Here is a 26,830-nt window from a genome sequence, read left to right as displayed (position 1 = left end):
TGCTGCGGATATTCAGCCTGATCGCGCTGGCCGGTTTCGCGGAGGCAGTCTGGTTTGGCGGACCCTTGATCCGTTTCGCCGATACCCGTCCTCTCGGACCTGCCTGGCTGCGCGCCACGATCATCGGAGTGATCGTGGCAGCACTCGCGCTTTTCTACGGCCTGCGTTTCTGGCAGGCGAGAAAAGCGCAAAGAGCGCTCGAAACCGTGGTCGCACACAATGACGACCGCGATGACGACTCGCGGGTGCTCGAAGCCCGCATGAATGAGGCCGTAGCGGCGCTCAAGCGGTCGAGCGGCAAGCGCAATTTCCTCTATGAGATCCCCTGGTACATCGTCATCGGCCCACCCGGCGCAGGCAAGACAACGGCACTGGTCAATTCGGGTCTGAATTTTCCGCTGGCCGGTTCGGGTGATGCCCAGCCAGTTGCGGGCGTTGGCGGAACACGCTCCTGCGACTGGTGGTTTACCGACCAGGCCGTCCTGATCGACACTGCCGGACGCTACACGACGCAGGATTCCAATGCCGAGAGCGACAAGAAGAGCTGGCTTGCCTTCTTGTCGCTGCTCAAGAGAGCCCGCACACGGCAACCGATAAACGGCGTCATCCTGACTATCAGCCTTGCCGATCTCGTCAGCCTCGACGATCAGCAGCTTGACGCTCACGTCGTCGAGATACGCAGTCGTCTGCGGGAAATCCACGAGACGCTGAAAATCCAGTTTCCGGTGTATCTGCTGTTCACCAAGGCCGACCTGGTTTCCGGGTTCATGGATTACTTCAGCGACTTCGACGAGCCACGCCGGCGCAAGGTCTGGGGCGCGACATTCCAGACGACGGATCGCAACAAGAATATGGCCGCCGAAGCTCCGGCCGAATTCGATGCACTGGCAAGACGCCTGGCAGAGGAGATGCCTGACCGCCTTCAGGAAGAGGCTGATCCGGTCGCACGCATATCCGTCTTTGGCTTTCCAGCGCAGTTTGGCGCGTTGAAGGAGCGAATTACGAATTTCATTGCCAGGCTGTTCGATCCGACCCGTAGCCAGGTGAACGTCAGCCTGCGTGGACTCTATTTCTGTTCGGGCACGCAAGAGGGAACGCCAATCGATCAGGTGTTGGGCGCGATCGGCCGTAATTTCGGCAGCAACCCCCGCGCCCATCTTTCCGGAACCGGCAAAAGCTTCTTTTTGCACGATCTGCTGACGGACGTCATTTTTGCCGAATCCGGATGGGTTTCGTACGACAAATCAGCCGTAAGACGTGCGGCGATCGCCAGATTCGCCGGCCTTGGCGCCATCGCGCTGATCGCGGCGGCCGCCCTCGGCACCCTGGCCCTGAGCTTCACAGCCAACAGGTCGCTGATCGCCTCCACCACGCAGGCCATGAGCCAGTATCGCGCGACGGCGGGCGCGCTGCTCAAAAGCACCGAGGTCACCGATGTCGACCTCGAAAACGTCATTGGCCCGCTCGACCAGCTGCGCGATCTGCCGACTGGGTTCGAAACCAGTGACGTGCCGACACCGATCGAGGAGACATTCGGCCTCAGCCAGCGGGAGAGACTTCTTTCGGCATCCAAGACCGCTTACCGGCAAGCGCTGGAACGAATGTTCCGATCGCGCCTGCTGATCCAGGCCGAGCGGACGATCCAGGCCAGGATGGCCGATCCCGCCGCGCTCTACGAGCCGTTGAAAATCTATCTGATGCTTGGCGGCAAGGCGCCGAAAGTCGACGACGCGTTGATCGTTTCCTGGATGAAGCAGGATTGGGAACAGAACCGGTATCCAGGTGAAAACAACCGCGAAGGACGCGAGCAGCTCGAAAAGCACCTGCGCGCCATGCTTGCGTTGGATGATGCCTACGATCCGGTCTTCCAACTCAACCAGCCGCTCGTCGAAGCCGCTCAACGGTCGCTCGGGCGCATGAGCCTTGCCGACCGTGCCTCGGCATTGGTCAAATCCGCAGTGTACGCGGCAGCGCTGGATGATTTTTCTGTTTCGCTGAAAGGCGGGCCGGAGGCGCAGCTGCTGTTCGAGCGTGTCGATGGCGGCGATCTGTCGGGCCTTCGTGTTCCCGGCCTCTATACCTATGCCGGCTTCAACACCTTCTATCTCGGGCAACTCTCGCGCATTGCCCAGACGCTCGTCGACGATCAGCGGGTCCTCGGTGGCGGCGGCGAGCAAGGCGGCATCGACCAGGAGTTGCCCAGGCTCGGCCCCGAACTTCTCGATCGCTATGGAAAGGAGTTCGCAACGGCCTGGAACAGCGTTCTCGACAGCTTGAAGTTCAAAGCGATGCTGAAGGACAAGCCGCACTATATCGCGCTTTCCGCCGTCGCCTCGCCAACCTCGCCGATCGAACAGCTGTTTACGGCGATCGCCGACGAAACAGCTCTGACGCGGGACGCTGCTTCTGGCAAAGGCACAGGCACCGGGGTTGAAGGCGGCACGGTTCAAGGCCAGCCACAGGACGCCGCGAACATGGCCAAGGGTCTGGCTCGCATCGGCATCCAAATCGCCACCGGAAAATCGCAAAGCCGTGCCGGCACGGGATCCGCAAACGCGGAAAACCAGAATCCAGGCGCCAATATCGAAGCACAATTCAGGTCGTTCCAGGCTCTGGTGAGCGGTCCTGCCGGACACCGCCCGATCGATGCCTTGACCCAGAATTTCCGCGATATCTACCAGAGCCTGCAACTGGCGACCGACGTTCCCTCCCAGACGGAACGCGTCAACGCAAACCTGCAGCTTCAGATAGCCACCCTTCGCGCCAACGTTTCGCGACTGCCCAAGCAACTCGGCCGGATGGTCAACGCGACGGCGGATGAGTTTGAAGGCAACGTCACCGAGACCTCGGTAGCGAATTTGAACCAGATGCTCGACCAGACGGTCACACAGCCCTGCGAGGCGGCGGTCAACGGCCGTTATCCTTTCGCCGGCAATGGTACCGAGGACATCGCGATGGCGGATTTTGCCAGATTGTTCGCTCCGGGCGGGCTGATGGACCGGTTCTTTGCACAGAACCTCGCATCGCTGATCGACATGACCGGTCAGGACTGGAGCTGGAAACAGGATGCGCGCTTCGGGCGAGACCTGTCGAAGTCGACGCTGAAAAACTTCCAGCTGGCGGCCGAAATCCGCAGCGCCTTTTTCCCCCAGGGTGGTTCGGTGCCCTCGGTCAGCGTGACCTTCACGCCGTTCTCCCTGCATGGCGATGCCGATGCGGCGGTGCTCGATGTCGACGGCCAGACCGTCCAGAGCAACCAGGCGGGCAACGCGCCAAGCACCGTGAGCTGGCCGAGCGGCACAGCCTCCGGGTCCGCCAGCCTGAGCCTGACGCCGGAAATGCCGGGCCGCGAATCCGCCATCAAGTTCGAGGGGCCCTGGGCGCTGAAGCGGCTGCTGGACAAGGCGACCGTCACCGGCAACGACAGCAATGTCGAAGCGCGCTTCGTGATCGGCGGCCGCGACGTCACCTATACGATCCAGACTGGTTCCGGCCCCACCCCCTTCTTGCTTCCCGCACTTTCCGGCTTCAGCTGTCCGAAGGCGTTTTGAGATGGGCTTCGCGCTTTTCAATGCGTTGACATCCAGCATGGGCCTCGGGCGCCCAGACCTTAATTTCGATACTCTAATGTTCGAGCCTGTGGCAAAGTGGCTCGAACGGGCGCCTGGCGGTGCGCCGTGGAGGGCGCTTGAGAAGCGCTTGGTGGCAAATTGAACGATGTCGCCCTTCCCTTTGAAAGTTTCGGCGTGAGCCACAAGGGCTGTGTGCGCGAGCACAATGAAGACAGCTATCTGCTCGAGCCACGAACCGGCCTTTGGGCGGTGGCCGACGGAATGGGCGGACATGAGGCCGGAGAGGTCGCCTCAGCCAGCATTGTCGACCATCTGGCCACGATCGGCATCGCAAGCTCTGCGCCGGATCTGCGGGCGCGCTTCGAGGACAGGCTGAGCCGGGCCAATGCCGAGATCCGCGGCATATCGGAATCTCGCGGCATAACCATCGGTTCCACGGTCGCCGCCCTGTTGGCGATGGACGGACGGTTTGCCTGCCTTTGGGCGGGCGACAGCCGGATCTATCTGATCCGCAACGCTTCGATCTCGCAGATTTCGAAAGACCACACCGAAGTGCAGGAACTCCTCGATCGAGGCATGATCAGTGCAGCCGAGGCGCTCACCTGGCCACGCCGCAATGTCATCACGCATGCGGTCGGCGTCAGCGACGAATTCGTCATCGATTTCCAGCAAGGCGAACTGATGCCAGGGGACATTTTTGTGTTGAGCACCGATGGGCTGACGGCGCATGTCACCGACGCGGAGATCGAGGCCGCCGTCGTGTCGGCGACACCTCAGGCGGCGTGCGAAAATCTGCTGGAAACCGTGCTGACGCGGGGCGGAACTGACAATGTCACCATCGTGCTGGTGAAGATCAAAAAAGGGCGCAACGGACAATCGCTCCACCCTGATTGGTCCGGAGCGGAGGGCGAAGGCCGATGAGCGCCGACGACAAGACGCGAATATCGCCGCAGGTAGCCAATACCGCCGTAGGCACGCAACTCAGCGGCATCTATGAACTTGACGAGCGGATCGCATTCGGCGGCATGGGCGAGGTCTACCGTGGCCACAACATCCAGACCGGAGACCATGTCGCGATCAAGATCGTCCTGCCCGAGTTTGCCCGTGACCAGACGATCTTGTCCTTGTTCCGCAAGGAGGCCTCGATCCTCAACCATTTGTCGCATGACGCGGTTGTGCGATACCACGTCTTCACCATCGATCCCGGGATCGGCCGTCCCTACCTTGCCATGGAATTCGTCGACGGCGAGTCGCTGTACGACATCATGCGACGTGGCCCGATGCCGACGGAAGAGGTGCGCAAGCTCTGCCATCGCCTCGCATCCGGCCTGAGCGCCGTGCATCAAGCGGGAGCAATCCATCGCGACCTCTCGCCGGACAACATCATCCTGCCGGGGGGCCGGGTCGACCGCGCGAAGATCATCGATTTCGGCATCGCGCGATCAGCGACCGTAGGCGGGGAGACGCTGATCGGCGGGAAGTTCGCGGGAAAGTACAACTACGTTTCGCCCGAACAGCTCGGGCTGTATAGCGGCGACGTCAGTGAACAATCCGACATCTACAGCCTTGGGCTGGTGCTGGCTGCCGCTCTGCGCGGGAAACCGATCGACATGAGCGGATCGCAGTTCGAGATCATCGAAAAGCGCCGCGCTGTGCCTGATCTCTCCGACATCGACGACGATTTTCGTGACATCGTTGAAGCCATGCTGCAACCGGATCCGCAAGACCGCCCGGTCAGCATGGCTGATATCGCCAGGATGACGCGTGGCGAAGACGAAGGAACAACGCCGCCGACGTCCATCACACCCCGCAACCGGCCGGCTTTGCCACCAGCCGGGCAAACCCTTGATCCCAAGGGCCAGCCCCAGCCATCCAATGTCTCTGGACACAACGCGCCGACGGCAACGGGCCCGGGCGAGCAGCGCTTCGTCCCGCATGTCCGGCCCGCGCATTTGTCCGAACCGCAGCCTTCGCCGGTCGCCGGCCCTCCACGCGCGGTCACGGCGGATATACCCAAGAAATCCACAAAGACCCGAAATATCGCGATCGCTGCCTTGGCGACACTGGCTGTCGCCTCAGGCGCGGGCCTGTATCTGAGCGGCTTCATGACGCCGGCGACGCCGACTGCCGGCAAGACATCGCTTTCCGCGCCCGAACCATCAAAGCCTGCACCGGAAACGTCAAAGCCGACCTCGACGGACAAAGTCGCGAACGCCCCCGAACCGGCAAAGCCAGTTCCGCCTGCGCAGACGAAAACAGAGGCCAGCGTACCGCCGGTTGAAAACCAGCCAGATGCCAAGGCGGCTCAAAAGCCGCAGCCGGCCAAGCCCGCCGAAGTCCCTTCGCAGACCGAGGAACCCGCGAAGCCGCCGGCAATGGAAGCGCAACCGCAAACAGAGGCGAGCCCGCCGCCGGCTGCAAGCCAGGCTGATGCCAAGGCAGTGCAAACGCCGGAGCCGGCCAAGCCCGCCGCGCAAACCGAGGAACCTCCGAAGTCATCGGCAACGGACGCGCAGCCGTCCGAAAAGACACTGCCGGCCGAGCCAGCGGTTGTGGAGAGCCCAAAGCCCGAACCGCAGATCAGCCAGCCGGCAGCGCCCAAGGTGGCCGCGCCGGCGCCCAAACCCACTGCAAGCCAGACGGATGTCGCGAACGCCGAGAGCCAAAAGACCGTGCCACCGGCAACCAAACAGCCGGACCAACCTGTCGTCGCGTTGAACGTGCCCAAACCAGCGGTTCCCCCGGCCGTCGACGACATCGCGCAACGAATCTCCTGGGTTCGCGACTTCGGCGGCGGCGACTGTTTCTATGCGACCGTGAATTCGTCAACCGACACGGCCGCCGCGATCGAAGGATTTGGAATGGCGGTTCAGCCATTCGAACGGATGCTGGGCGATTTCCAGGCAAAATTCCATGTCGAGCCGGACATCAGCGTCCGCCTCATTGAGCCGAGCCAATGCGAAGTCACCAATTTTCTGCGCTTCCTGGAGCAGACTGCGGCCGACAAACCGCAGCTTGTTCTCGACCGGACATCGGTGCCGAACGGTACGCCGATCAGCGGCACGCTGGTGACGCGTGGCGGGCTCATTTCCAGCGTGCTGCTGATCGATCACAAAGGCATGGTGTTCAATCTCGACGACCGCATCGTCGCACAATCGGACAAGGCTACCTTCAGCATCCCGATTGGCCTCGGCGCCGCTGACAAGGCCGCCGGAAAGGCTGTGCCGCAGATCATAATGGTGATCACGGGGCCCCAGGATATTCAGGCGGCTGCGTTCTCCACGCCGACGCCAGCCTCGGTGCTGCTGCCCAAGATTCTCGAGGAAATCGAGACCGACGGATCTCAGTTTTCAGCCACTGCCAAGTATTTCCGGCTCGGCGGATAGCATGGGCGCCCGATGGAAAGCTGCTCGTGTTTGCCCCACTCGTCCGACGACCTGCCCATAAAGCAGCGTGATCCGGTTCGAGCCGTGCTTGCCCTGACGGGGCGCATGAAGCTCGCGGTGATCTCGGGTGCCGCTTTGCTGGCCGTGCTGTCATCCGGCGAAGCGCGCGCCGAGTTCACGGTCTGCAATCAGACACTCGACGTCGTCAATCTCGCGGTCGGCCAGAAGATCGACAATGCTGACCAGACCGATGGCTGGTGGACCATCGGCGCAAATCAATGCGTGAACGTCATCCGCGAGGAGCTGACGAATCGCTACATCTACATCTATGCCACGGACGTGTTTGGCCATGCGATCCTCACCGGATCGACGGAGATGTGTATCGAGCGACGACGTTTCTCGATCCGCGGCATCGACGAATGCTGGCAGCGCGGCCATATTGCGGCGCAATTTCTCGAAGTCGATACGCTTGAACAGGTGCGATGGACGTTCTTCCTGACCGGAAGTCGCCCGTGACGCACAGTATCGACACGAGCTTCAGGCAGAAGAAGGAGGCGCGCCTTGCGCTTCGCAGACGCAAGCTCTGGCGCCGGCTGCTTGCCGGTCTTGCTGCGATTGTCATGGCGTCGATCGCCGTGGGCTTCTACCTCACGGCGGACTATTGGTCGTTCGGCGACGAAGACGAAGAACTTCACGCGGTCGAAGGGGTGGACGACGTGCCGGCCGATGCATCGGTCTATGTGCCTGCCATCATCGACCTTGCCGGGGACCCGATGTGGATTACCCTTGCCCCCGACGCCGCCACGTCGAAGGGCCATTCGATCGCAAGGCCGACGGATCTCGATCAGGCCGGGGTTTCTGCGCAGATCGAAATCCTGTCGGATGTGATGCTCAGCGCCAGCGAAAAATTCATGACGACGATACCGTCGACGCAGGAGGACTTCGCATTCTTCCAGGCGCAACGGCAGACCGCCCCGCCACCGTCCAACGATCTGCAGGACGATCTTCAGCCACCGGCGGGGGATCTGCAGAACGATCTTCAGCCGTCGCCTGCCGCCAACGAGGCTCCGGCTGCCGCGGGACAGCAGATGGGCACCGACGATCCCGAAGCCGGCTGGGGTGAAACAATCGATGCAGGCGAGGCAGCCCTCCCCGCATTCCAGAAGACGCAGATCGAGAACAACACGAGTGTTGCAACCGTCACGAATGAGTATCAGCGGTTCGAGGCGACCGAAGACACGTTCGTGAAAATCCTCAATGACCGCAGTTTGGACAGTGTTGCACTCGATGCCCATTTCTCCGCCGAGGACGCCAAGCTGGCGGGCGAAGCCCTGAAGGCGCTTTTCAACCGGGAAGGCCTGGAACCCGGTTATGTCGTGGCCATGCGCGGTTTCAGGCCGACGCGCGAGACGACGACAATGTCGCTCATGCAGGTGTCGATCTACGCTAAGAACGTCTTTGTCGGCACGCTGACGCGCAACGCCGCGGGCGCATTCGTATCGGGTGTCGATCCCTGGGTCCGCGAAGATCTGTTCAACTATTCGGGCGCACCGGAGGAAGGCACGCACAAGCGGCAGTATCGCCTGCTCGACGCAATCTATTCGACGGCGGCGCGCAACAAAGTTCCGACAGGCGTGATCGGCGAAGCGATCATGTACCTGTCGAGAGGACAGGATCTGGACGCCTTCGCCAGCGAGGACCAGCGCCTTGTCCTGATCTATTCGCAAACGCCGCGCGGCAAGAGCGAGACCGACGGACGCGTGCTGTATGTCGGTGTACAGGGTACTGAAAAGAGCCTCGAATGCTTCGTCTTCCAGCAGAGCGACGGTCAGTTTGCGTGCGTTACCGGCGATGACCAGGTTCGTTCGCTGACGGTCACCAACGGCATGGTCACGCCGGTCAACGGGGTCATGACGTCCACCTTCGGCCCACGCAAGCACCCAATTCTGGGCGTGGTTCGCATCCACAAGGGCGTCGATTGGGCAGCCCCCGTGGGTACGCCGATCGCAGCCGCCTTCGACGGCGAGATCACCTTCCAGGGCGACGGCGGCAGTTACGGCAACCTGGTGAAGATTGCACATCCCAACGGACGCGAGACGCGCTACGCACATATGCAGAAATTCGCAATCGCAAGCGGGGTCGGCACAAAGGTGAAGGCCGGTGACATCATTGGCTATATTGGCACCACCGGCCTGTCGACCGGACCGCATCTGCATTTCGAACTCTATCAGAATGGCGAGGCGATCGATCCGCTGGGCACGGTGACCGCCGCGGTCGCCACCTATGATACTGGCAATTCCGGCAATTCCGGCGATGTTGCCGTCGAAACGCTGACCGAGCGTATCGTTCATGTCGAAAGTGGTGGCAGCGCCCGTGCCAAGAACCCAAATTCATCAGCAACCGGCGCTGGCCAGTTCATCACAAAGACCTGGATCCGGATGATGAACACCTATCGCCCCGAACTTGCACGAACGCTGTCGACGGCCGACCTGCTCGCTCTGCGCTACGACGCCACGATCTCGCGCGAGATGGTGCGAAATCTGGCGCGGGAAGGCGAAGCCTATCTTCGGGCACGCGGCCATCAAATCACAGCCGGCCGGCTCTATCTCTGCCATTTCCTGGGCATGGAAGGCGCGCATCAGGTGCTGTCGGCGTCGGGTTCGGCGCAATTGAGTGCCGTGCTCGGGTCCGCCGTCATTCAAGCCAACCCCTTTCTCACGGGCAAGACGGCCGACTATGTCGTGGATTGGGCAGAAAGAAAGATGGGCCAGAAGGTTGCTCGCGTCGCGACCGACGCCGGCCAGCAGACAACCAGCACGACGGAGATCCGCCAGACATCACCGGAGTTCGAAAAATACAAGCAAGCCGTCACGGCCGTCATAGGCTCGATTCAGAATACGCTTTGAACCTGCCTTCACGGTATGGTCGCTCAGACCATGGGCGCCACGAGGCACCTTTTTTCAGGCCCTTTGTGAACCAAAACTGTGGTCAAGACCACATACGCTCAGGAGCCATTTTGGCACAAGCGACCCAGTCGCCGACGAAATCAAGCATGCGTAGACATCAACAGTGCACCCTGATGGGTAGAGGGCTGGTCCATGAAAGCGTTCACGGTCTTTCTGAGCGGGATTATCCTGGTTTTCCTTGCCGCTCTCGGCGCCCACGCTGCCGCGCCTGACGCCAAGCGCGTCGCGCTGGTGATCGGCAACAGCAACTATGTCCATGCGGTTACCTTGCCCAACCCCGCCAACGATGCCCACCTCATCGCATCGACGCTGCGCAATGCCGGCTTCGAGGTGATCGAAGGGGTCGACCAGGACAATGCAGGCATGCACAGCCTCATCAGCCGGTTTACCGAGCAATCCTACGACGCGGACGTCGCGGTCATTTTCTATGCCGGTCATGGCATGCAGGTCGACGGCAAGAACTACCTGATACCGGTCGACGCCGAATTGACGTCGCCGGCCTATCTCAAGACCCGTACCATTCAGATCGACGACTTCATGGCTGCGCTGCCGCCCGACCCGGCGATTGGCGTCATCATTCTCGATGCCTGCCGCGACAATCCGCTGGCAAGGACGCTGGCGGCCTCGCTGCCGAAAAGCCGCTCCACCTCGCTGGGCACAGGTCTGGCGCCGGTCGAAGCAATATCGGACGGCGTCGGCACCGGCGGCCTCCTGATTGCCTATGCAACGGATCCCGGCGCCATCGCCTTCGACGGCAACGGGGTCGACAGTCCTTACTCAACAGCGCTGGCCAGGCACCTGACCGAACCCGGCGTCGAAATCCAGAGCGCGCTGACGCGCGTGCGCGGCGAAGTGACCGAAACCACGCAAGGTCGCCAGAGGCCCTGGCACAACGCATCGCTGGGACGCGAGGTTTTCCTGGGAAGACCAGTCGCGGCAGCAGCGCCTGCTGCAAATCCCGTGGCCGACGCATCGAGCGCCACAGCGACATCCTCTCCTGCCCCCGTTGCCAGTGATCCGCCTTCGTGGGAAGTCGAGCAACGTCTTTGGGATGAGGCTTCGAAGCACAATTCCATTCCGTTCTACCAAGCCTATCTCGACCAGTTTCCGAACGGTCGCTTCGCCACTGTGGCGCGGCTGAACGTCGACGAATTGAACGACCCGAAAGCTAAAAACCGGCAGGTCGCGGCACTTGATGCGGACCAGGCGAACGCCAGTTCCGGCTCTGCAGTGCGCACCTCGGTCGGCGTCCCGGACGAGGTGAAGCAAACACCGGGCACCGAGTTGACGGAAAGTGCCATTGGCCTCGACCGCCAGGGTCGCATCGACCTGCAATTGCGCATCGAAGCATTGGGCAACGAGCTTGGCCGCGTCGACGGAAACATGGGCTCACAGACCCGTAAGGCGATCGGCATCTGGCAAGCGAAGAACGGCCTGCCGCAGACCAGCTATCTGACACGCGAGCAGCTTGCATTCCTCGTGATCCAGACAGATCCGATGATGGAAGCCGTGCGCGCCAGATATGCTGCCGATCAGGCCCGTGCGACGCAGCCGAAAAAGCAAGTGGTACAGAAGGTCCGCACGCAGAGACCGGTGGCACGGAACCCCCGCAAACAACAGCAGGCCGTTCAGAAGTGGCGCAACCGCGAGATCCTAGTGCGGCAGGATGATCCTCCGCCACGCCGATACAATAACGACTTCCTCGCCAAAGCACTGATCTTCGGCGCCGGTGTGGCCGTGGGCGGCGTGCTCAAGTAGTGACAGCTGCGCGCTATTGCGTCTTTATCCGCATTTCGACGCGGCGGTTGACCGGATCGTACGGGTTGGGGCTGCGCGGATTCTTTTCGCCCATGCCGATCGCGTTGATACGGGCAGGCTCGACACCGCTGGCCGTCAGGAAGGCTGCAACCGATTGCGCCCGCCGTTGCGACAGGCCTTCATTGTAGTGCACCGTGCCGGTGGCGTCGGTGAAACCTTCGACGACGAAGTTGAACGTGCTCAGCCGGCTGTCCTTCAGCGCCTTGGCGAACTCGCCGAGTTCAGCGCGCGCAGTGGTGTCGAGTTCGGCCGAATCCAACCCGAAATTGATCAGCATATCGAGGCTGGATTTTTCTCCCGGCGCGTCCTTCGCCTTGCTCTTGCTTTTGCACTCCTCCTCGGTGCCGACACAAATCCCTCGCGACTTGCCGAGGTCGGCCGCCCCGGCAAAAAACTTCACGATGTCTTCTGATTTCTGAACAGGGTCGGCGAAAGCGTGGGTCGAGAAAAACACGACCGCCAACACAAAGGTTGAACTGCCCCACTGCATAGCGGTTACTCCTGCTTGAGCATCCGATTTCGACGGGCGTGATCATACCAAACTCCGGGGCAATTGTCTGTCGATAAACGCCAGGGATACGGCGGTGCCGGCAGTTGTTGCAGCGTCACCGGTTGAGACTTGACCCGCGCCGCGCCTGGGGCTTGATTGGCTAAAGCTCCTCGATGAAAGCGTGGCGGTCATGGCCAACGGGCTTCGATTCAAAACGGCACGGGATCTCTTCATGGCTTGTCCCGCTATTGCCCGGGACATGAGAACCCTTCCAACCGAACAGCCGTCGATCGAGTTTTGTCGCGGCCTCCTCGCCGGGCGCGTTCCCGAGGAGGCGATCACGTTCTGTGCCTACCTGCTTCCCGATCGGGCCGCGGTCTGGTGGGCGCATGAATGCCTGAGCCATCTGAGCGAGCTGCTCGATGGGACCGATCACGAGTTGCTCGCCTATGTTCGCGACTGGGTCGGTGAACCGGACAGCCCCCGCCATCGCGCTGCGGTGAGCCAGGCAGAGGCAGCGCCGCCGACAACGCCGGGCGCCTGGATTGCCCTGGCGGCGGGATGGCGTGACAATGGTTCTGTTGCCGGCGGATCTGTTGCCGGCGCAGAAGCACCATCGGCCTTGCAGCCGTTTCCTGCCGCCCATGCAGTCAATGCCGGTGTCCTGGCCGGGCTGGCGCGTGTCGCACTTGCGGACCGCTTTGCCGTTCTTTCGGCGTTTGTCGAAATGGGCATCCAGATGGCCGAGGTCGAGGCGTTGCGCCAATCGGCGGATGCTTACTTGCAGCCACCTTGAGCCCATTTGGCAAGCGCCACCTTGAAGCGGGTTCCAAGCGGATGCTGCAGGCGCAAAACAGAGGCATCGTTGGCGGCGAAATTTTTGGCCTGCTCGCACAGCCGTGCCTCGTCCCATTCATGGCACCCGTCGCAGTGCTTCCCCTCCCATACCGACTTGTCCAATCCCTCCACCGGGCTGAACAGGGGCTTGCTTCTAATCAACTCAGCGATGCTCTTGCCGTCGATTGCCGGATCGCCAAAATCGATCGGATGGTCGAAAAAGATCGGGGCGTCCGACGCCAACCTAGGGATCTTCTGACGCAGCACATCGAGCGCAAGCTGATCGTCACTTTGGCCCGATGCGCCTGCAGCGCCGGTGTTGCTTGCGCCGGAGCCGCCTTCGGTCGGGGGTGCGCTCGCCTCGCCCACGATCAACGGCGCATTGAGATCGACCTTGTGCAGAACGACCTCCGTGGTCAGCGAAACGTTGATCCAGGGACGCTGCTTGCCGGCGGTTGCCTTGAAGACATCGCTGGTGACCCTGTTCATGGCCTCGGTGATTGAGACGTTGGATTCGCCGATATGCTGGAGGAGCGCCGAGGCGAAAGGCGAATGTTCGCCCGACCCGTCATAGGCGAGTTGATTGGGACTAGCGGCGAAAGCGACGAGCGTGCCGGCGCCACCGTTCTTTATCGGGATCTCTGCAAGGCCGCTGCTAGCGCCGTTGACGCCCGCAGTCTTGGCCAGCACCTCGGCGAGGGGATTGTCACGGCAAGCGTCGAGAAACACCAGCCTGATGCTGGTCTCCCGCGACATCTGGCGCAGAACGAAATCAACCGACACGGCCTCGACGTCGAGGGAGGTTTCGTCCTCCAGCGCGGCATCGACCGGAATCAGGTAGTTCTTACCCGAAACCTGCAAGCCGTGGCCGGCGTAGAAGAACAGCGCGATGTCGGCACCGCGCACCTGTTTTGCGAACCGCGCGATCGTCGCCTGCGTCTGCGGCTTGGTCAGATCGAAGCCTGAAACCACCTCGAAGTCGAGCTTCGTCAAGCGCTCGGCGATGGCCTGGGCGTCGCGCACCGGATTGGCGAGCGGCGCCGCGTGCTGGTACTGGGAGTTGCCGAGGACAAGTGCTACGCGGCGCTCGGCACTGGCGGCCGTCAACGTCAAAAGCAAGGCGAGCGCCACAAACCCAGCGACGCGAAAGAGGCCACCGCAACGGGCAATCAGATCGCACCTCACCGGAACCTCAGAGCTTGGTGGCGGAAAACTCGATCCGTCGATTGAGCGCCTTGTTCTTGGGCGTATCGTTGGCGGCAACCGGCCGCTCCTCGCCGTAGCCGGTCGCTGTGATCTGCGTGCGAGGAATGCCCGCGGCAACAATGGCGTCGGCAACCGCCTGGGCCCGCCGCTCCGACAGCTGCTTATTCGCCTCCGGCGATCCATCGGAATCGGTATAGCCGGAGACCTCGACCTTCAGACTTGGGCATTTGCCGACGACACCTTCGACCTCCGTCAGCAACGGACGGCTCTTCGCATCGAGCCGCGCGCTGGCCGGCCGGAAGTAGATGGCGCCGGTGCGTGACAGCACGGCAAACCTGTTCAGGCATTCCTCATCGCTGAAGTTCGCCTTGGCGGCGTCGGTGGCAACGGGGCCTACATCGGCCGGACTCGCCGCGGCGGTCTGGGTGGCGGCTGGCTTGCTGCCGTCGGCGGTGAAGACGAAATCGAACGACACCGACGCAGTGGGCACGATGTTGGTCACATTGGCCGCCTGCTGGAGTTTGTCGACGTTCGGCAGCAGGCCGAAATCCTCGACATGGACAGCCACCGGAGCCTCCGAGGCGACCGACACCATGGTGTCGCTGATCATGGTGACGACGATGCTGGCCTCGAGGTCCTTGTCGACACCGTGCAGATTGAGACGGAAAGGCAGCGTCGACTTCACCCTGCGCTTTGTCGCGAGATCAGCGAAAGCGGCGGGATCCACCTTGGCCGTCAGCTCGGCCGTCGGGTACTTGAATGTCTCGAAGAACAGGAAGCGCATGCGGACGTTGCGCAGGTCGACGCCGGTATCGACCGAATTGAGGTCGAAGGTGACCTTGGCATCACCCGCCGAGCTGAGCGTGCCGGTGATGTTCCTGATCTTGTTTGTCTCGACGATCGTGTTCTTCTTCACCGACTGGTAGGTGATGACTGAAGCTGTGGGATCAAGCGTCCAGTTCGGCGCGGCGTTGGCGGCTTGCGATCCGAGCAGCAGCAAGCCGGAAAGCGCGACGATCAGGCCTAGACCTCGTGCGGCGGGGCCTTTCAGCCTCGTCTTCCACCAGAATGCGACGACTTCGAACATGGAACGCCCCTGCCCAGGACCACCGTATCGACACGACACCTGGCGGGAGCATAGAGCACTTGCGACTGGTTGGCGAGCAGTAGCAGCCGGTCTTCCGGTCAAAGTCCGGGCTGTGGAGTTGGGGGCCAAATGGTGGCAGGCGGCCACGGCCAGAGGTGCCGCGAAACCCTGACCTGCTGTTAGCGCTATCCCCAGCCGCCGCCGCCGCCGCCACCATTGCCGCCGCCCAAAGGTGGGACGACGACAGGTGCGGTTTCTTCAGTCGGTTCGACGAGTTTCTTGGCGATAACCTTCTTCTGTTTGGTGATCTTTGGCGTGGTGGTCGTGCGAATGAGCTTCGGCCTGTGCTTTGTCGTCGTCACCGTCGGTTCGGGCTTGGGCGCGACGGACATGCAGCCCGTTAGTCCCGCCAGAGCGCCGGATAGAACTGTGGCGATCAATGCCTGCTTCACTGCCCTGCCCACGATTGCCTCCTCATTGATCAAAACAAGTCCCGACGCGGATTGGCTTGCTCCCAGACCGCTCTGGCCGCGTTGACCAGTTGGTCGTCAAGCGAGCCCTTCGCCGGGATCTTCGACTTGAGTTCGTCGCGCAATTGCTTGAGCGCCGCCGTTTTCGTCTTCACTGCGAATTTCGTCAGCGCCGTCTGGGCGCCCGGCAGTTCCTTGCGAAGATCAAGCGCGACCGTGAAGGCCAGATAGCGCACCGCTGTCGTCTGGTCGGCCTTGTCGCCCTTCTGCATTTCGAGCGCTGCGCGATCATATGCGCCGGACTGATCGCCGCGTGCCGTGGCCAGCTCGAACAGTCTTTGCGCTTCGTCGAGGTTTTGCTCTACACCAACGCCGTCCCGGTACATGCGCGCAAGGCTGGCCGGCGCGTAGGGCTGGCCTAGATCCATAGCCTTCTGGAAAAGCCCTTGCGCTTGCCCGGGATTCTTCTCGACGCCCACACCAGCCAGGTAATTGCGGCCGAGCAGGTTCATCGAATACATGTCCTGCCGCTCCACGCCTGCCTTCAAAAAAGCAACGGCGCGGGCCGGATCGGCGGGCACGCCGTTGCGGCCTTCCGTGAAGATCGCGGCGAGATCGTTCATGGCATAGGTATGCCCCATCGCCGCCCCCTTGAGCAGCAGGTCCAGGCCCTTGCCGGTGTCGCGTTCGACCCCGTAACCATTGAACAAGGCACGACCCCATGACGTCATCCCGTAGGGATCGCCCTTGTCGGATGCCGCCGCGTAGAAGGCGTTGGCCTGCTTGCGGTCGATGGGCATTCCCGTTCCCGTCGCGTTGAGGTAGCCGAGTTCGAACACGGCGCGGACGTGGCCGCTGTCGGCCGCTTCCTGAATGGCTTTCTTCGCCTGATCGACCTTGCCGGCCGCCAGCAGCGCTCGGCCCAGTTCGTAGCGGAAGCGGGCGACATCGGGATAGGCCTTCACCGCCGCCTCGCAGGCCGTCACGGCCGCCGCGCCGATTTCATTGGGCAGCAGGCCGGGGACCACGCCTTGCAGATCGAGAGGCTCGCCGGCGGCCTGGTCGCAAGGATCAACGCTTGGCGACAGCTTCATCGTGGCGGGCTTGGAGGAACTGCTGTCCGCGCGGATTTCAAAGCCGACCTCGACCGGTTCGGCGGCCCCGATCTGGGGTTCATAGCGCAAGTTGTCGACCTCATCCGCCATCAGGCTCGACTCTGGCGACAGGGGACGATCCGGCAGGGACAGCGTACCGGTCGCCGGATAGCTCGCGAGTTTCAGGCTGACCGCGGGATCCTTGGTCGGGAAGTCCAGCTTCAGCGGAACCGGGCCGACACCGACCGGGACGCTGATCTGCCGGTTTTCGATCGCCTCGGCGGCGCCGGTGATATGGATGCCCCGCTCCAGCACCTGCTGTTTCTGCTCGGTCTCGAGCGAGGCCACAATCTGTTCGCCCTCGGCGCCCTGGCCGCTCTTGACACGAAACACCATGATGCCCTGGGCTTCGCCGCCCCAATTGTCATGCGTGGCGTAGGCCAGCATGTCCACCTCTTCCGTCGCACCGGCCCCCTTGGGCACATCCAGCTTCAGGCGCGGCAGGTCCTTGCCCTGGATCTGCTCGCCCACCGCGACAGCCTTGCCGTCCAGCAGCAGGCGTCCGAGCGCAGGCGGCCTTTCGATGCTGACGGTGATTGATCCGCCATCGACGTCGACCGGTTCCGGCAAGTCCAGGGCAACAGGCCCGACACCCGACGGCACGACCTTCTCCAGAACCGGCGGCAATGAAGGCCGGCTGGTGCGGCGCATCAGGACCACCTCGTCGATGAGCGAGGAGTTTTCCCACGGAACCTGCTTGCCGTCAGTGGCCTCGACCACATCGCGGCGCACCGCGGCCATGACCGTGCGTATCTCCTGGTTCGGCGCCAGCGCGCGACGAGAGAATGCGGATGAAAACGGGCTGAGGTCTCCCGCTCCATCATAGGCGACCGCTCCTGGCTCGGTGGCAAAGGCGATCAGCGTGTTCAAGGAGCTTTTGACCTGCGCAAGGCCGGTGTTACCCGCCGTGATCAACTGGTCCCTTAGCCAATAATCCTTGCGCGGAAACGGATTGTTGCGACAGGCATCGAGAATGATCACCTGGATCTTCGATTTCGCGCGCAACTGCTGGAGGACATCGTCCAGCTTGACCGCCTGGACCTCTATGTCGGCCGCATTCTTCAGCGAGGCATCCACCGGGATCAGGAAATTCTCGCCACCGATCTGGAAGCCGTGACCTGAATAGTAGACGACGGACAGATCGGCGCCGTCCGCCGCCGCGAGGTAGTTGCGGAACTGTTCCTCGAACTGCAGCTTTGTGAGATCCTTGGCGACGAACACTTCGAAACCGGCCAACCGAAACGTCTTGGATACGTCCTCGGCATCCTTGTCAGGATTCTTCAGAGCGGGGATTTCGCGGTACTGAGAATTGCCGATCACCAGGGCGACCCTTCGATCGGCCGACGCATCGAAGGTCGTGAAGGCCGCTACGAGGAAGACCGCGATGAATCCGCAAAGTCGGAGCATGGCAACTGTTTCAACCGTCGCTACCTGATGACCACAAGCTCCCAGGTTGCGGTATCAAGGTCTGTTAAAGAGCTCACAATCCGCCGAGACAGGAACAAAAAGAAAAACCGTCGCGACAGCAGCCACTTTCCCCATCCGATTGGGGTCTAAATTACCTCAGAGCCGACCCATCCGCAATGAGTGTCAAACTGCACCGGCGTGGCTGTCTGGATCTGACGCACCCGCCAGGCCTCAGCGTCGGTGCCGCCAAAGAATGAAACGAGGATCCAAAGGCGACCTCGGTGGCGTTCACTCGAACCCCGTGTAGCAGCCAGTTGCTACCATCTGTACAAATCTTAGTGCTACCTGATGTGAATGGCGAACCTCACAGGGACGGTGTAGGGTTCGCAGCAAGAAGAACTGAGCCGAACTCACGGCGCCAAGCGAATCTGGGAGGATTCATGGTCGAAATCATCTCCAAGCGGGATGGCCCGCGGCGCGAGGACATGCAGGTCAAAAGACTGATCGAGCAGAACCGCGCGACCATCGTTCGCCTTGCCGACCAAATCAGCGGTGGCGGCTATTCGGCTTCCCGGAAGCCACGCCAGCAACCCAAGGCGGAAGGCCTGATCATCCACGTTGGCGGCAGCGCGGCAAGCGTGGCCGAAGCGAGCCCCTCCATCCGCGTCACCATGAACGGCCGCGTGATCTCCAAGGATCAGAACACCGGCCGCCAGCTTCATCATATCGGCGATGTCCGCGACCGGAATGGGGAACAGATCTTCGTCCTGGCAACGAAGCAGAACGGCTTTTTCTCACCGGTCGACGAAACCGTCGCCGAGGCACTTGCCGAACTGGACGGAGCCCGCCTGACTGCCACCTATGGCGAAGAACAGCTTGCCGCCGACATCGGCGCGAAACTCGGCATCGACTGACCCCGGCACTGGGCGTCGCTGAGCACGCCCAATCCGCGACAGCATACAGAAATGGCATACCTCAAAGGTACTGTGATGACTGAATGAGACACGCGAACGGCCCTGATCAGATGAAGACCAATGCTCTTCCGGCGCGTGCGTCGATGGCCGCCGGACAATTGGTTCTGGACAACATCGACTATGACGAGCGCGCCACCATGCGCGCTTGGGAAAGTTTTCTGGCCGACGAGCCGAAATGCGCCCGCGATCCGGTCCATGTCCGCTCGCTGATCCACGATTCCTGGTATCGCAGCGCCACCGGCGGCATCAACGCGCAAGGCATCGAAGCGCCGCTGAGCAGCGATCGTGACGAGATCGAATATCTGACCCGTGCCAACGCCGAACTGCTTTCGGCGGCGCGGCGATCGTTTGCGTCCCTTGGCCAGTTGCTGGAAGGGACGGGAGCAATGCTGGTGCTTGCCGACAGCGATGGCGTGCTGATCGACGCGATCGGCGACAAGAAGACCTTGCATGACGGCATGGATATTCATCTGGGTATCGGCGGCAAATGGAATGAGGACGCCGTCGGAACCAACGGCATCGGCACGGCATTGTGGACCGGCGAACCGATTTTCGTGCACGCCGCCGAACATTTCTGCGCCGGCATCAAATCCTGGACCTGCGCCGGTGCACCGATCCGCGATCCCCTGGACGGCAAGATCATCGGCGTTGTCGACCTGTCAGGCTATTCGCCGATCTTCCGGCCGCACAACACGGCGCTCGTCGCCGCCACCGCCAGGCAAATTGAAAAGGCACTCGCCGAACAACAGCAGGAGCAGCGCACGCGTCTGCTCGAAGCCTTCATTTCCTCGGCACCCAGCTACCGCCGGAAAGACGGGTTGGTGATCGTCGATCATCGTGGCCGCGCGATCTTCTGCAACAATGTACCCAATGGCGACACGACCGAGATGATGGACGGCCCGATGGAACCAGGGCGTGGTCGCTGGCTGATGAACCTGCCGGCCTCCGGCTCCGACACCGATCTCGCCAACGCACTGCCGGCGCATCTGCGATCCTGCCATGTCACGCCGCTGAAGCTTGATGGCGATCTTCGTGGCGCGGCTCTGGTGTTTCCCTCGGTGCCGGCCGTCTCGAGCATGACGGTGATCCGCCGGGAGGAGAACAAGCACCTGCGGACAGCCGCGGCGATGATCGTCGGCGAAAGCGAAAAATTGCTGGCTGCCGTCGATGTCGCCTCCCGGGTGGCCGGGTCGAAGGGTGTCACCTCGTTGCTAATAGAAGGCGAAACGGGTGTCGGAAAAGAGTTGTTTGCACGGCTTGTCCATGCCGGCAGCCGGCGCATCGAAAACGATCCGTTCATCGCCATGAACTGCGGTGCAATCACCAAGGAACTGTTCGGCAGCGAATTGTTTGGCCATGTCGCCGGCGCCTTCACCGGCGCTTCGCGTGACGGCAAGCCGGGCATCTTCGAACTCGCCAATGGCGGCGTGCTCAGCCTAGACGAAATCGGCGAGTTGCCGCTCGAAATCCAGCCCTTCCTGTTGCGTGTCCTCGAGGAGCGCGTGGTCCACCGCATCGGCGACTCCAGAGGTCGGCCGGTGGACGTGCGGCTGGTCGCCTCGACCAATCGCGACCTCAAGCAGGAAGTCGCGGCCGGGCGCTTCCGCAGCGATCTCTACTACCGCATCGGCGCGGTCTCGATTCATGTCCCGGCTTTGCGCGATCGCGGCGACGACGTGTTGTTGCTGATCGAGCATTTCAATCGTCAGATCGCGAAGTTGGCAGGCAATGATCCGCTGGAGTTTTCAAACGACGCGCTCGATGCGCTGCTTGCCTATCGCTGGCCAGGAAATGTGCGTGAACTGAAGAACCTGGTCGAGCGCCTGCACATACTGACGCGCGGCAACACGATCGAACTGCAGGATCTTCCTGGCGAAATCAACGCGGGCAATCGCAACACCTTGGCCATGCATGGCGACCATCCCACAGCCATGCTCGAAGCGCCCGTATGTACATTCGAGGATGCGGAACGCCAGGCGATCAAGAATGCGCTTGCCGCGGAGGGCGGCAATCTCAGCAAGGTTGCGCTCAGACTCGGCATTTCGCGGCCGACGCTTTATCGCAAGCTCGGCCAATACGGCATCCGGCGCGGTTTCATCTGACACGCGGCACAAAAGAAACCCATGGCATTTGAGCCATGGGTTGGGGAGTTGTGGCCGATAAGATCAGTCTGCTGGCCGGCTTCCACGCGCAATCCGGCCGGATGCCTCAGGGCACGATGACGCCACGCCCGGTGAACCGACGGTTCTTGAAATCGTCGAGGGCGGTGTTGATGCTGGCGAGATTATATTCGGTGTAATGCATCTTCACCTTGCCGTCGGCGTTGAGCTCCATCAGTTCGACAAGCTCGGTGAAATTGCCTACCAGGCTGCCGCCGATGTTGATCTCCTCGATGACGAGATGTGCGGTCGGCACGTTTATGTTGCCGCCATAGCCGACGACGAACAGTTGCCCGCCCTTGCGCACCATCTTCCAGCAGATGTTCTCGACGCCGAGTTCGCCGACGAAGTCGATCACCACATGCGCACCGCCGCCAGTGATCTGGGCGACCTCCTCGACAACGTTCGGCCCCCCGTCGAGCACGAAGTCGGCGCCCAGATCCCTGGCCAGAACTTGCGCCGCCGGCTCGCGATCGACGGCGATGATGCGGCAGCCCGAGATCGCATGCAGCGATTGCAGAGCGATATGGCCAAGCCCGCCTATGCCGAGCAACACGCAATAGCTGCCTGGCCGCAACAGCTTGGCGGCGCGTTTGGCGGCACGGTAGGCGGTGATGCCGGCATCGGCCAGCGGCGCCACCTCGATCGGCGTGATGTTGGCGTTCAACTTGATCAGCGAGCGTTCGCTGGTGATGAAATACTCGGCGAAGCCGCCATTCATGCCAAGGCCGGGGAATTGGCCGTTGTCGCAATACATATCCTCGCCATGGCGACAGTTGAGGCAGATGCCGCATGAGCGGAAGGGATGGCAGATCACGGCGTCACCGCGCTTGACCGACCTGACACCGCTGCCGACTTCCTCGACCCAACCGGCATTCTCGTGGCCCATGATGTAAGGCAACAGTGTGCCTTCGGGATCCATGGTCGGCTTCCACACACCTTCGATGATGTGCAGGTCGGTGCGGCAGAGGCCGGCGGCACCCACCCGCACGATCACCTCGTCGGGAGCGGTGATTGTCGGCGCCTTGACCTCCTCGATCTTGAGCTGGACGTTCATCTTCGGGTCGTACTCGTACAGTCTGGCAGCTTTCATCGTCGTATCCCTTTCAACGTCGAAATCGTTCCGTTGGAATTGTCGCCTCAGGCGCGGCCGAGTTTTTCAGAGCCGCCGCCACGTGCCGGTCCGGCCGTCGGATCCTCGTCCTCTGCAAGATCGCCAATCAGCGTTTCGGTGGTCAGGATCAGCGTCGCCACCGAAGCTGCGTTGGCGAGCGCCGTGTAGGTGACGCGGACGGGGTCGATGATGCCTGCCTCGAACATGTTCTGGTATGTGCCGGTTGCTGCGTTGTAGCCGTAGCCGCCATTGATGCGGGTGACCTCGGTCACCACCGCCTCAGGATCGGCGCCGGCGTTGGCGGCGATGCGCCACAGCGGCCGCGACAGAACCGAGCGCACAAGGCGCACGCCTTCGGCGACATCGCCGTCGACGCCAGCCGCTACCTTGTCGAGCAGCGGCGCGATCTGGGCAAGCGCCGAGCCGCCGCCAGCGACCACGCCCTCTTCGGACGCGGCTCGCACCGCGTTCAAGGAATCCTCGATCAGCTGGATGGTCCGCTTCTGCTCGACCGGCGTGACGCCGCCGGCATAGAGGATCGCTGTGCCGCCGGAGAGCTTGGCCAGGCGTTCGCGCAACTTGTCCTGGTCGATGTTCGGCGGCGAGGCTTCATACTGCCGCTGCACCTGGGCGCGGCGCGAGGCGATAGCCGCATGGTCGCCGCCGCCACGAATGATCGAGGTGTAGGACGAACTGGTCTTCACCCGGTCGGCCGTGCCGAGATCCTCAGCGGTGATATCCTCCAGCCGGCCGCCGAGATCGCGCGCGATCACCTTGCCGTCTGTGATGATGGCCAGATCCTCCATCATCGCCTTGCGCCAGTGGCCATATTCCGGCGGGTGGACGACGAGATATCGCCCCGGTCCCTGCTTGCCGAGCAGCGTCACCACCACTTCCGGCGACATTTCTTCGGACACGATCAGCAGCGGCCGGCCATCCTCGTCGGCGATGCGGCGAACCGCATCGAGCTGCCCGGGTTCCTTGATCTTGAGGTCGGTCATCAGGATGTAGGGCCGTTCGAGAACAGCCTCCATCTTCTCCTGATCGGTCACCATGTGATGAGAGAGGTAGCCGCGTTCGAAGGACATGCCCTCGACGACATCGAGCGTGGTCTCGGTGGTGACGCTGAAGTCGGTAGTGATGACGCCTTCGGTACCCACCCGCCGATGGGCTTCCGCCACCAGCGCGCCAAGCTTCGCGTTGGTCGCGGCGATGTTGGCGACCGACGCCAGGATGCCGTTGCCCTTGGCCGGTTTGGCCGAGGCCTTGAGTGCCGCCACAACCGCCGCCACGGCGAGGTCGATGCCTTTGCAGAGATCGACGGACTTCACGCCGCGCTCATTCGCCTCGACGCCACCCTGGATGAGCGCGTTGGCGAGCACGATGGCAGTCGTGGTGCCGTCGCCGGCGATCTCGTTGGTCTGCATCGACACTTCACGGACGACCTGCGCGCCCATGTTTTCGAAACGGTCGTGCAGCTCGATCTCGGAGGCGATGCTGACGCCGTCGCGGGTCACCATCGGCGTGCCGATCGGCCGGTCGATCATGGCGTTCATGCCTTTGGGGCCGAGCGTCGGCTCGACGGCGGCTGCAAGCCGGAAGACGCCACGGGCGAGAGCCCGGCGGGCCTGCGAATTATGAAGCATTATCTTGGGCATGATTCCTCCTTCCGCCTTACGGGCGGGTTGTTGGTTAGGGGCCTCGTGCGGGGGAGGCCGTTGTTGTCGGCTCTGCTTCAGGCGGTCGGCGCGGTTCGTGCCGGCACGCGATCCAGAATGAAATCGACCAGCGTCGGTTCGCCATCGACCACATCCAGTTCCTTGTATCTGGTCTGCTTGAGCCCCCGGCACAGCGCGCCGTTGAACTCCATGTTGATGCGCACACCGCGCAGCTCGGCGAGATAGGCACCGAGCGCGCTAGGCGGTATGCGTTGTCCGACCCAGGAGACGAAGACAGGATCGTCCGCCCGACGGTCGGGAAAACGCGCGAGCAGCGCCGCCCGGTATCGCGGCTTCTGTTTGGCCGCCTCGCCCGGTTCGAACCGCGCGACGTCGTATGCCGGCAGGTCCATGCCGAGGATTTCCCGATCGGTCAGACCGTGCGCCCTGAGGCCGCGCAGGACCGCCTCCTGGCGCCGCTTGAAGGCCTTCATCGCGAAGGTTTCGCGCAAGCCGCCGAGATCCTGATCCTCGGCAAGCAAGGCAAAGATATCGCCGAAGCTTTTGCCCTCTGCCATGCCGCGATTAACCTCTTCGGCGAACATGTGGTCGTGCAGCTTGACGCGATAGGCAGGCTTCCAGGAGAGCTGGTCGAGCGCCTTGCGGACGCCGTCCAGCATCAGGAACGCGAAGTTGGGCGAGCACCAGTAGGTCGGCAGGCGGAAGTCGATCTCCACGCTGCCATCACCCGTCACCGCGGCCCGCTCGACGAAACCCATCTCGGTGACGGGTTCGTCGAGTTCCGGGTCGTTGACCTCACCAAGGCGCCGCCAGAGTTCCTTCTCGCGGCCGCCGGAAACACTGGCGGTTGCCATGGCTCCTACTCCGCCGCAATGCTGAAGGGCGAGCTGGCAAGCGCCTTCTTCTTGGCTTCGATGTCGATGTTGTAGAGACGCGCGGCGTTGAGGCCGAGGATCTTCTCCTTGATCTCGTCGGTCAGCTGCACACCCCGCTCGGCGGCGATGTCCTCGGGAATCTGATAGGCCCAGAATTTCTCGACCAGCCAGCGCGGCGTCCAGATCGCGTAGTCGGAGCCGAACAGGATCTTCTCCGGCCCGAGCCAGAACAGCAGCTCGGCGATGACCTCGCCGAAATAGCGCGGCCGCGCGTGGATGAAGGGCAGTGCCACCGCCAAGCCGCCATAGACATTGGTTTCCTGCGTCGCGATCCAGCAGAAATCGTCGAGGCGCGGCAGGCCGCAATGCTCGATGATCCAGTTGAGGCCCTGGAAATCCGTCGCCGCGTGGTCGACGTCATGAACGTCGAACGCATCCTTCGAGAGCGGCAGGATGGTTGGGCCCTTGTGGACGTGGATGTTCCGGATGCCGAGCTTGTCGCAGAGTTCGAAGCACTTGTAGGCATCGGGATCGGTGAGCTTCCAGCCCTTGGAAGCGCCATTCCATTCGGCCGTGTACATCTTCACGCCCTTGACGTCGTAGGTCTCCTTGAGGAAGTGGATGTATTCCAGCGCCTTCTCGCCATCGCGAGGATCGAAGGCGCCGTTGACGATGAACCGCTCCGGATAGCGCTTGGCCACCTCGGCGTTGCGCTCGATCGTGTTGAAGCCGTTCTTGTAGAAATCCTTGAGATAGGTCGACTGGACGATCGCCACATCATCGGGCCCGTCGATGAACAGGTCGCGATAGAGGTCGTCGGCGCTGTATTTCTCGAACTTGCTCTTCTCCCACAACTGGTCCTTCGGGCTCAGCCCGGTGTGATAGGCATAGAAGCACTCGATGAACTGCTTGCCATGGATGTTCTTCTGGTTTTCGGGGCTGCCGTCCCAGAAATGAGTGTGGCCGTCGATCACGAAAATGTCCTTGCCTTCCGGTGTTCTGTACATGGTTGCCTCCGCAGCAATCGCGTTGATCGGTTCGGCGCGCCGCACCCAGCGGCGCGCCGGATTTTTGGGGCGCCTATTCGATGTATTCGAACATCTCGTCCATGTTGCCGAACAGGATCACGGTGTTGTCGTCGATGCGCACCATCCGCCCGTAGTGGGTGGAGCTGTTCACCTCAAAGGTTTCCGCCGTCATCTCGCGGCCGAGATATTCGCTGATCTCGTCCATCTTGAAGATCAGCTTGCCGGTGCCATCGATGCGGATCATCGCCGGTTGGTAGGTGACGGTTACGTTCGGCTTAAGGCCCATGAATTCGGCGATGGCCCTCGCCTCGACCGAGTCGTTCATGGTGACGCCGCACTGGTGCGAAATCGTCTGCTCGAAGGTGATGTCCTTCATCGCCTTGAAGATGTTGGAATGCGTTGCGTCGCGTGCTGATAGTGACATGACGATTTCTCCTGTTTCAGCGCTTGAGGCCGAGTTCGCCGAGGATCTGGCCAATCCGCTCTTCGGATTTGGCGCGGACATCGGCGAAGGCGACCGGCTTGGAATGCGGCATCGACCAGATCGGCTGCAGGCCTGTGGCTGCCTTGTCGGCGAGCGCGCCGTGCTTCTTGACCCAGCCCTGGAA

General features: G+C 62.1%; 19 protein-coding genes. 9 read left to right on the top strand and 10 right to left on the bottom strand.

Annotation, left to right across the window (positions count from 1 at the left end; genetic code table 11):
* Positions 1-2: 2 nt before the first annotated feature.
* The 6 genes from tssM to EN993_RS09450 all read left to right on the top strand — a co-directional run bounded on the left by tssM (position 3) and on the right by EN993_RS09450 (position 11,682).
* A complete protein-coding gene (gene tssM / locus EN993_RS09475) occupies positions 3-3,551 on the top strand; it encodes a type VI secretion system membrane subunit TssM (protein WP_127263043.1) in 3,549 nt (1,182 codons plus the stop codon).
* Positions 3,552-3,710: 159 nt separating this feature from the next.
* Entirely contained in the window at positions 3,711-4,493 is a 783-nt protein-coding gene (locus EN993_RS09470) for a PP2C family serine/threonine-protein phosphatase (RefSeq protein ID WP_109661598.1), read from the top strand.
* On the top strand, positions 4,490-6,958 hold the full coding sequence (locus EN993_RS09465; RefSeq protein WP_109661597.1) for a serine/threonine-protein kinase: 2,469 nt from the start codon (positions 4,490-4,492) through the stop codon (positions 6,956-6,958). The genes EN993_RS09470 and EN993_RS09465 overlap by 4 nt, the downstream gene beginning before the upstream one ends.
* 105 nt (positions 6,959-7,063) lie before the next feature.
* On the top strand, positions 7,064-7,474 hold the full coding sequence (locus EN993_RS09460) for a DUF1036 domain-containing protein (protein WP_164757591.1): 411 nt from the start codon (positions 7,064-7,066) through the stop codon (positions 7,472-7,474).
* Complete coding sequence (locus tag EN993_RS09455) at positions 7,471-9,864, top strand: M23 family metallopeptidase (protein ID WP_127263042.1); 2,394 nt, start codon at positions 7,471-7,473, stop codon at positions 9,862-9,864. Before EN993_RS09460 ends, EN993_RS09455 begins: the two co-directional genes overlap by 4 nt.
* Before the next feature lie 192 nt (positions 9,865-10,056).
* Entirely contained in the window at positions 10,057-11,682 is a 1,626-nt protein-coding gene (locus EN993_RS09450; protein ID WP_127263041.1) for a caspase family protein, read from the top strand.
* A gap of 13 nt (positions 11,683-11,695) precedes the next feature.
* On the opposite strand, the gene EN993_RS09445 is transcribed toward EN993_RS09450, so the two are convergent.
* Complete coding sequence (locus EN993_RS09445; RefSeq protein ID WP_109661595.1) at positions 11,696-12,232, bottom strand: OmpA family protein; 537 nt, start codon at positions 12,230-12,232, stop codon at positions 11,696-11,698.
* 190 nt (positions 12,233-12,422) lie between these two features.
* On the opposite strand from EN993_RS09445, the gene EN993_RS09440 reads away from it, so the two are divergent.
* A complete protein-coding gene (locus tag EN993_RS09440; protein WP_206532360.1) occupies positions 12,423-13,028 on the top strand; it encodes a hypothetical protein in 606 nt (201 codons plus the stop codon).
* Here the strand turns inward: EN993_RS09440 and EN993_RS09435 are convergent.
* From EN993_RS09435 to EN993_RS09420, 4 genes are all read right to left on the bottom strand, one after another.
* The gene (locus EN993_RS09435) at positions 13,010-14,200 is read right to left on the bottom strand and encodes a caspase domain-containing protein (protein WP_245468718.1); all 1,191 of its coding nucleotides are present in this window, start codon (positions 14,198-14,200) and stop codon (positions 13,010-13,012) included. The genes EN993_RS09440 and EN993_RS09435 overlap by 19 nt on opposite strands.
* 61 nt (positions 14,201-14,261) lie before the next feature.
* Positions 14,262-15,362, bottom strand: a complete 1,101-nt coding sequence (locus EN993_RS09430) for an OmpA family protein (RefSeq protein ID WP_127263038.1) — start codon at positions 15,360-15,362, stop codon at positions 14,262-14,264.
* Positions 15,363-15,547: 185 nt separating this feature from the next.
* Positions 15,548-15,826, bottom strand: a complete 279-nt coding sequence (locus tag EN993_RS09425; protein ID WP_245468714.1) for a hypothetical protein — start codon at positions 15,824-15,826, stop codon at positions 15,548-15,550.
* Between the two features lie 17 nt (positions 15,827-15,843).
* Positions 15,844-18,393, bottom strand: a complete 2,550-nt coding sequence (locus EN993_RS09420; RefSeq protein WP_127263037.1) for a caspase family protein — start codon at positions 18,391-18,393, stop codon at positions 15,844-15,846.
* Between the two features lie 440 nt (positions 18,394-18,833).
* Here EN993_RS09420 and EN993_RS09415 point away from each other — a divergent pair, with 440 nt between their 5' ends.
* Together EN993_RS09415 and EN993_RS09410 are read left to right on the top strand one after the other, a co-directional pair.
* Positions 18,834-19,307: a hypothetical protein gene (locus tag EN993_RS09415; protein ID WP_109661591.1), complete on the top strand. Its 474-nt coding sequence runs from the start codon at positions 18,834-18,836 to the stop codon at positions 19,305-19,307.
* Between the two features lie 83 nt (positions 19,308-19,390).
* Entirely contained in the window at positions 19,391-21,469 is a 2,079-nt protein-coding gene (locus EN993_RS09410; RefSeq protein WP_127263036.1) for a sigma-54-dependent Fis family transcriptional regulator, read from the top strand.
* Between the two features lie 106 nt (positions 21,470-21,575).
* On the opposite strand, the gene EN993_RS09405 is transcribed toward EN993_RS09410, so the two are convergent.
* The 5 genes from EN993_RS09405 to EN993_RS09385 all read right to left on the bottom strand — a co-directional run bounded on the left by EN993_RS09405 (position 21,576) and on the right by EN993_RS09385 (position 26,646).
* Positions 21,576-22,619, bottom strand: coding sequence for an NAD(P)-dependent alcohol dehydrogenase (locus EN993_RS09405; RefSeq protein WP_127263035.1), 1,044 nt, complete (start codon positions 22,617-22,619; stop codon positions 21,576-21,578).
* Between the two features lie 47 nt (positions 22,620-22,666).
* Positions 22,667-24,298 carry a molecular chaperone GroEL gene (locus EN993_RS09400; RefSeq protein WP_127263034.1) on the bottom strand — a complete coding sequence of 544 codons (1,632 nt, stop codon included), beginning with the start codon at positions 24,296-24,298 and terminating at the stop codon, positions 22,667-22,669.
* 77 nt (positions 24,299-24,375) lie between these two features.
* Positions 24,376-25,173, bottom strand: a complete 798-nt coding sequence (locus EN993_RS09395) for an iron-sulfur cluster assembly protein (protein WP_109661586.1) — start codon at positions 25,171-25,173, stop codon at positions 24,376-24,378.
* 5 nt (positions 25,174-25,178) lie between these two features.
* Positions 25,179-26,201, bottom strand: coding sequence for an amidohydrolase family protein (locus EN993_RS09390; RefSeq protein ID WP_127263033.1), 1,023 nt, complete (start codon positions 26,199-26,201; stop codon positions 25,179-25,181).
* 73 nt (positions 26,202-26,274) lie between these two features.
* Entirely contained in the window at positions 26,275-26,646 is a 372-nt protein-coding gene (locus EN993_RS09385) for an MmoB/DmpM family protein (RefSeq protein ID WP_109661584.1), read from the bottom strand.
* Positions 26,647-26,830: the final 184 nt, after the last annotated feature.

The sequence above is a fragment of the Mesorhizobium sp. M7D.F.Ca.US.004.01.2.1 genome, from assembly GCF_003997785.1.
GTDB lineage: Bacteria > Pseudomonadota > Alphaproteobacteria > Rhizobiales > Rhizobiaceae > Mesorhizobium > Mesorhizobium loti.
This window is presented reverse-complemented; position numbering and strand designations above follow the sequence as displayed.

Coding starts and splice junctions, on each gene's coding strand:
- EN993_RS09465 (WP_109661597.1), top strand. CDS start 4,490: ATGAGCGCCGACGACAAGACGCGAATATCGCCGCAGGTAGCCAATACC.
- EN993_RS09460 (WP_164757591.1), top strand. CDS start 7,064: ATGAAGCTCGCGGTGATCTCGGGTGCCGCTTTGCTGGCCGTGCTGTCA.
- EN993_RS09450 (WP_127263041.1), top strand. CDS start 10,057: ATGAAAGCGTTCACGGTCTTTCTGAGCGGGATTATCCTGGTTTTCCTT.
- EN993_RS09445 (WP_109661595.1), bottom strand. CDS start 12,232: ATGCAGTGGGGCAGTTCAACCTTTGTGTTGGCGGTCGTGTTTTTCTCG.
- EN993_RS09440 (WP_206532360.1), top strand. CDS start 12,423: ATGGCCAACGGGCTTCGATTCAAAACGGCACGGGATCTCTTCATGGCT.
- EN993_RS09430 (WP_127263038.1), bottom strand. CDS start 15,362: ATGTTCGAAGTCGTCGCATTCTGGTGGAAGACGAGGCTGAAAGGCCCC.
- EN993_RS09420 (WP_127263037.1), bottom strand. CDS start 18,393: ATGCTCCGACTTTGCGGATTCATCGCGGTCTTCCTCGTAGCGGCCTTC.
- EN993_RS09415 (WP_109661591.1), top strand. CDS start 18,834: ATGGTCGAAATCATCTCCAAGCGGGATGGCCCGCGGCGCGAGGACATG.
- EN993_RS09410 (WP_127263036.1), top strand. CDS start 19,391: ATGAGACACGCGAACGGCCCTGATCAGATGAAGACCAATGCTCTTCCG.
- EN993_RS09405 (WP_127263035.1), bottom strand. CDS start 22,619: ATGAAAGCTGCCAGACTGTACGAGTACGACCCGAAGATGAACGTCCAG.
- EN993_RS09400 (WP_127263034.1), bottom strand. CDS start 24,298: ATGCCCAAGATAATGCTTCATAATTCGCAGGCCCGCCGGGCTCTCGCC.
- EN993_RS09395 (WP_109661586.1), bottom strand. CDS start 25,173: ATGGCAACCGCCAGTGTTTCCGGCGGCCGCGAGAAGGAACTCTGGCGG.
- EN993_RS09390 (WP_127263033.1), bottom strand. CDS start 26,201: ATGTACAGAACACCGGAAGGCAAGGACATTTTCGTGATCGACGGCCAC.
- EN993_RS09385 (WP_109661584.1), bottom strand. CDS start 26,646: ATGTCACTATCAGCACGCGACGCAACGCATTCCAACATCTTCAAGGCG.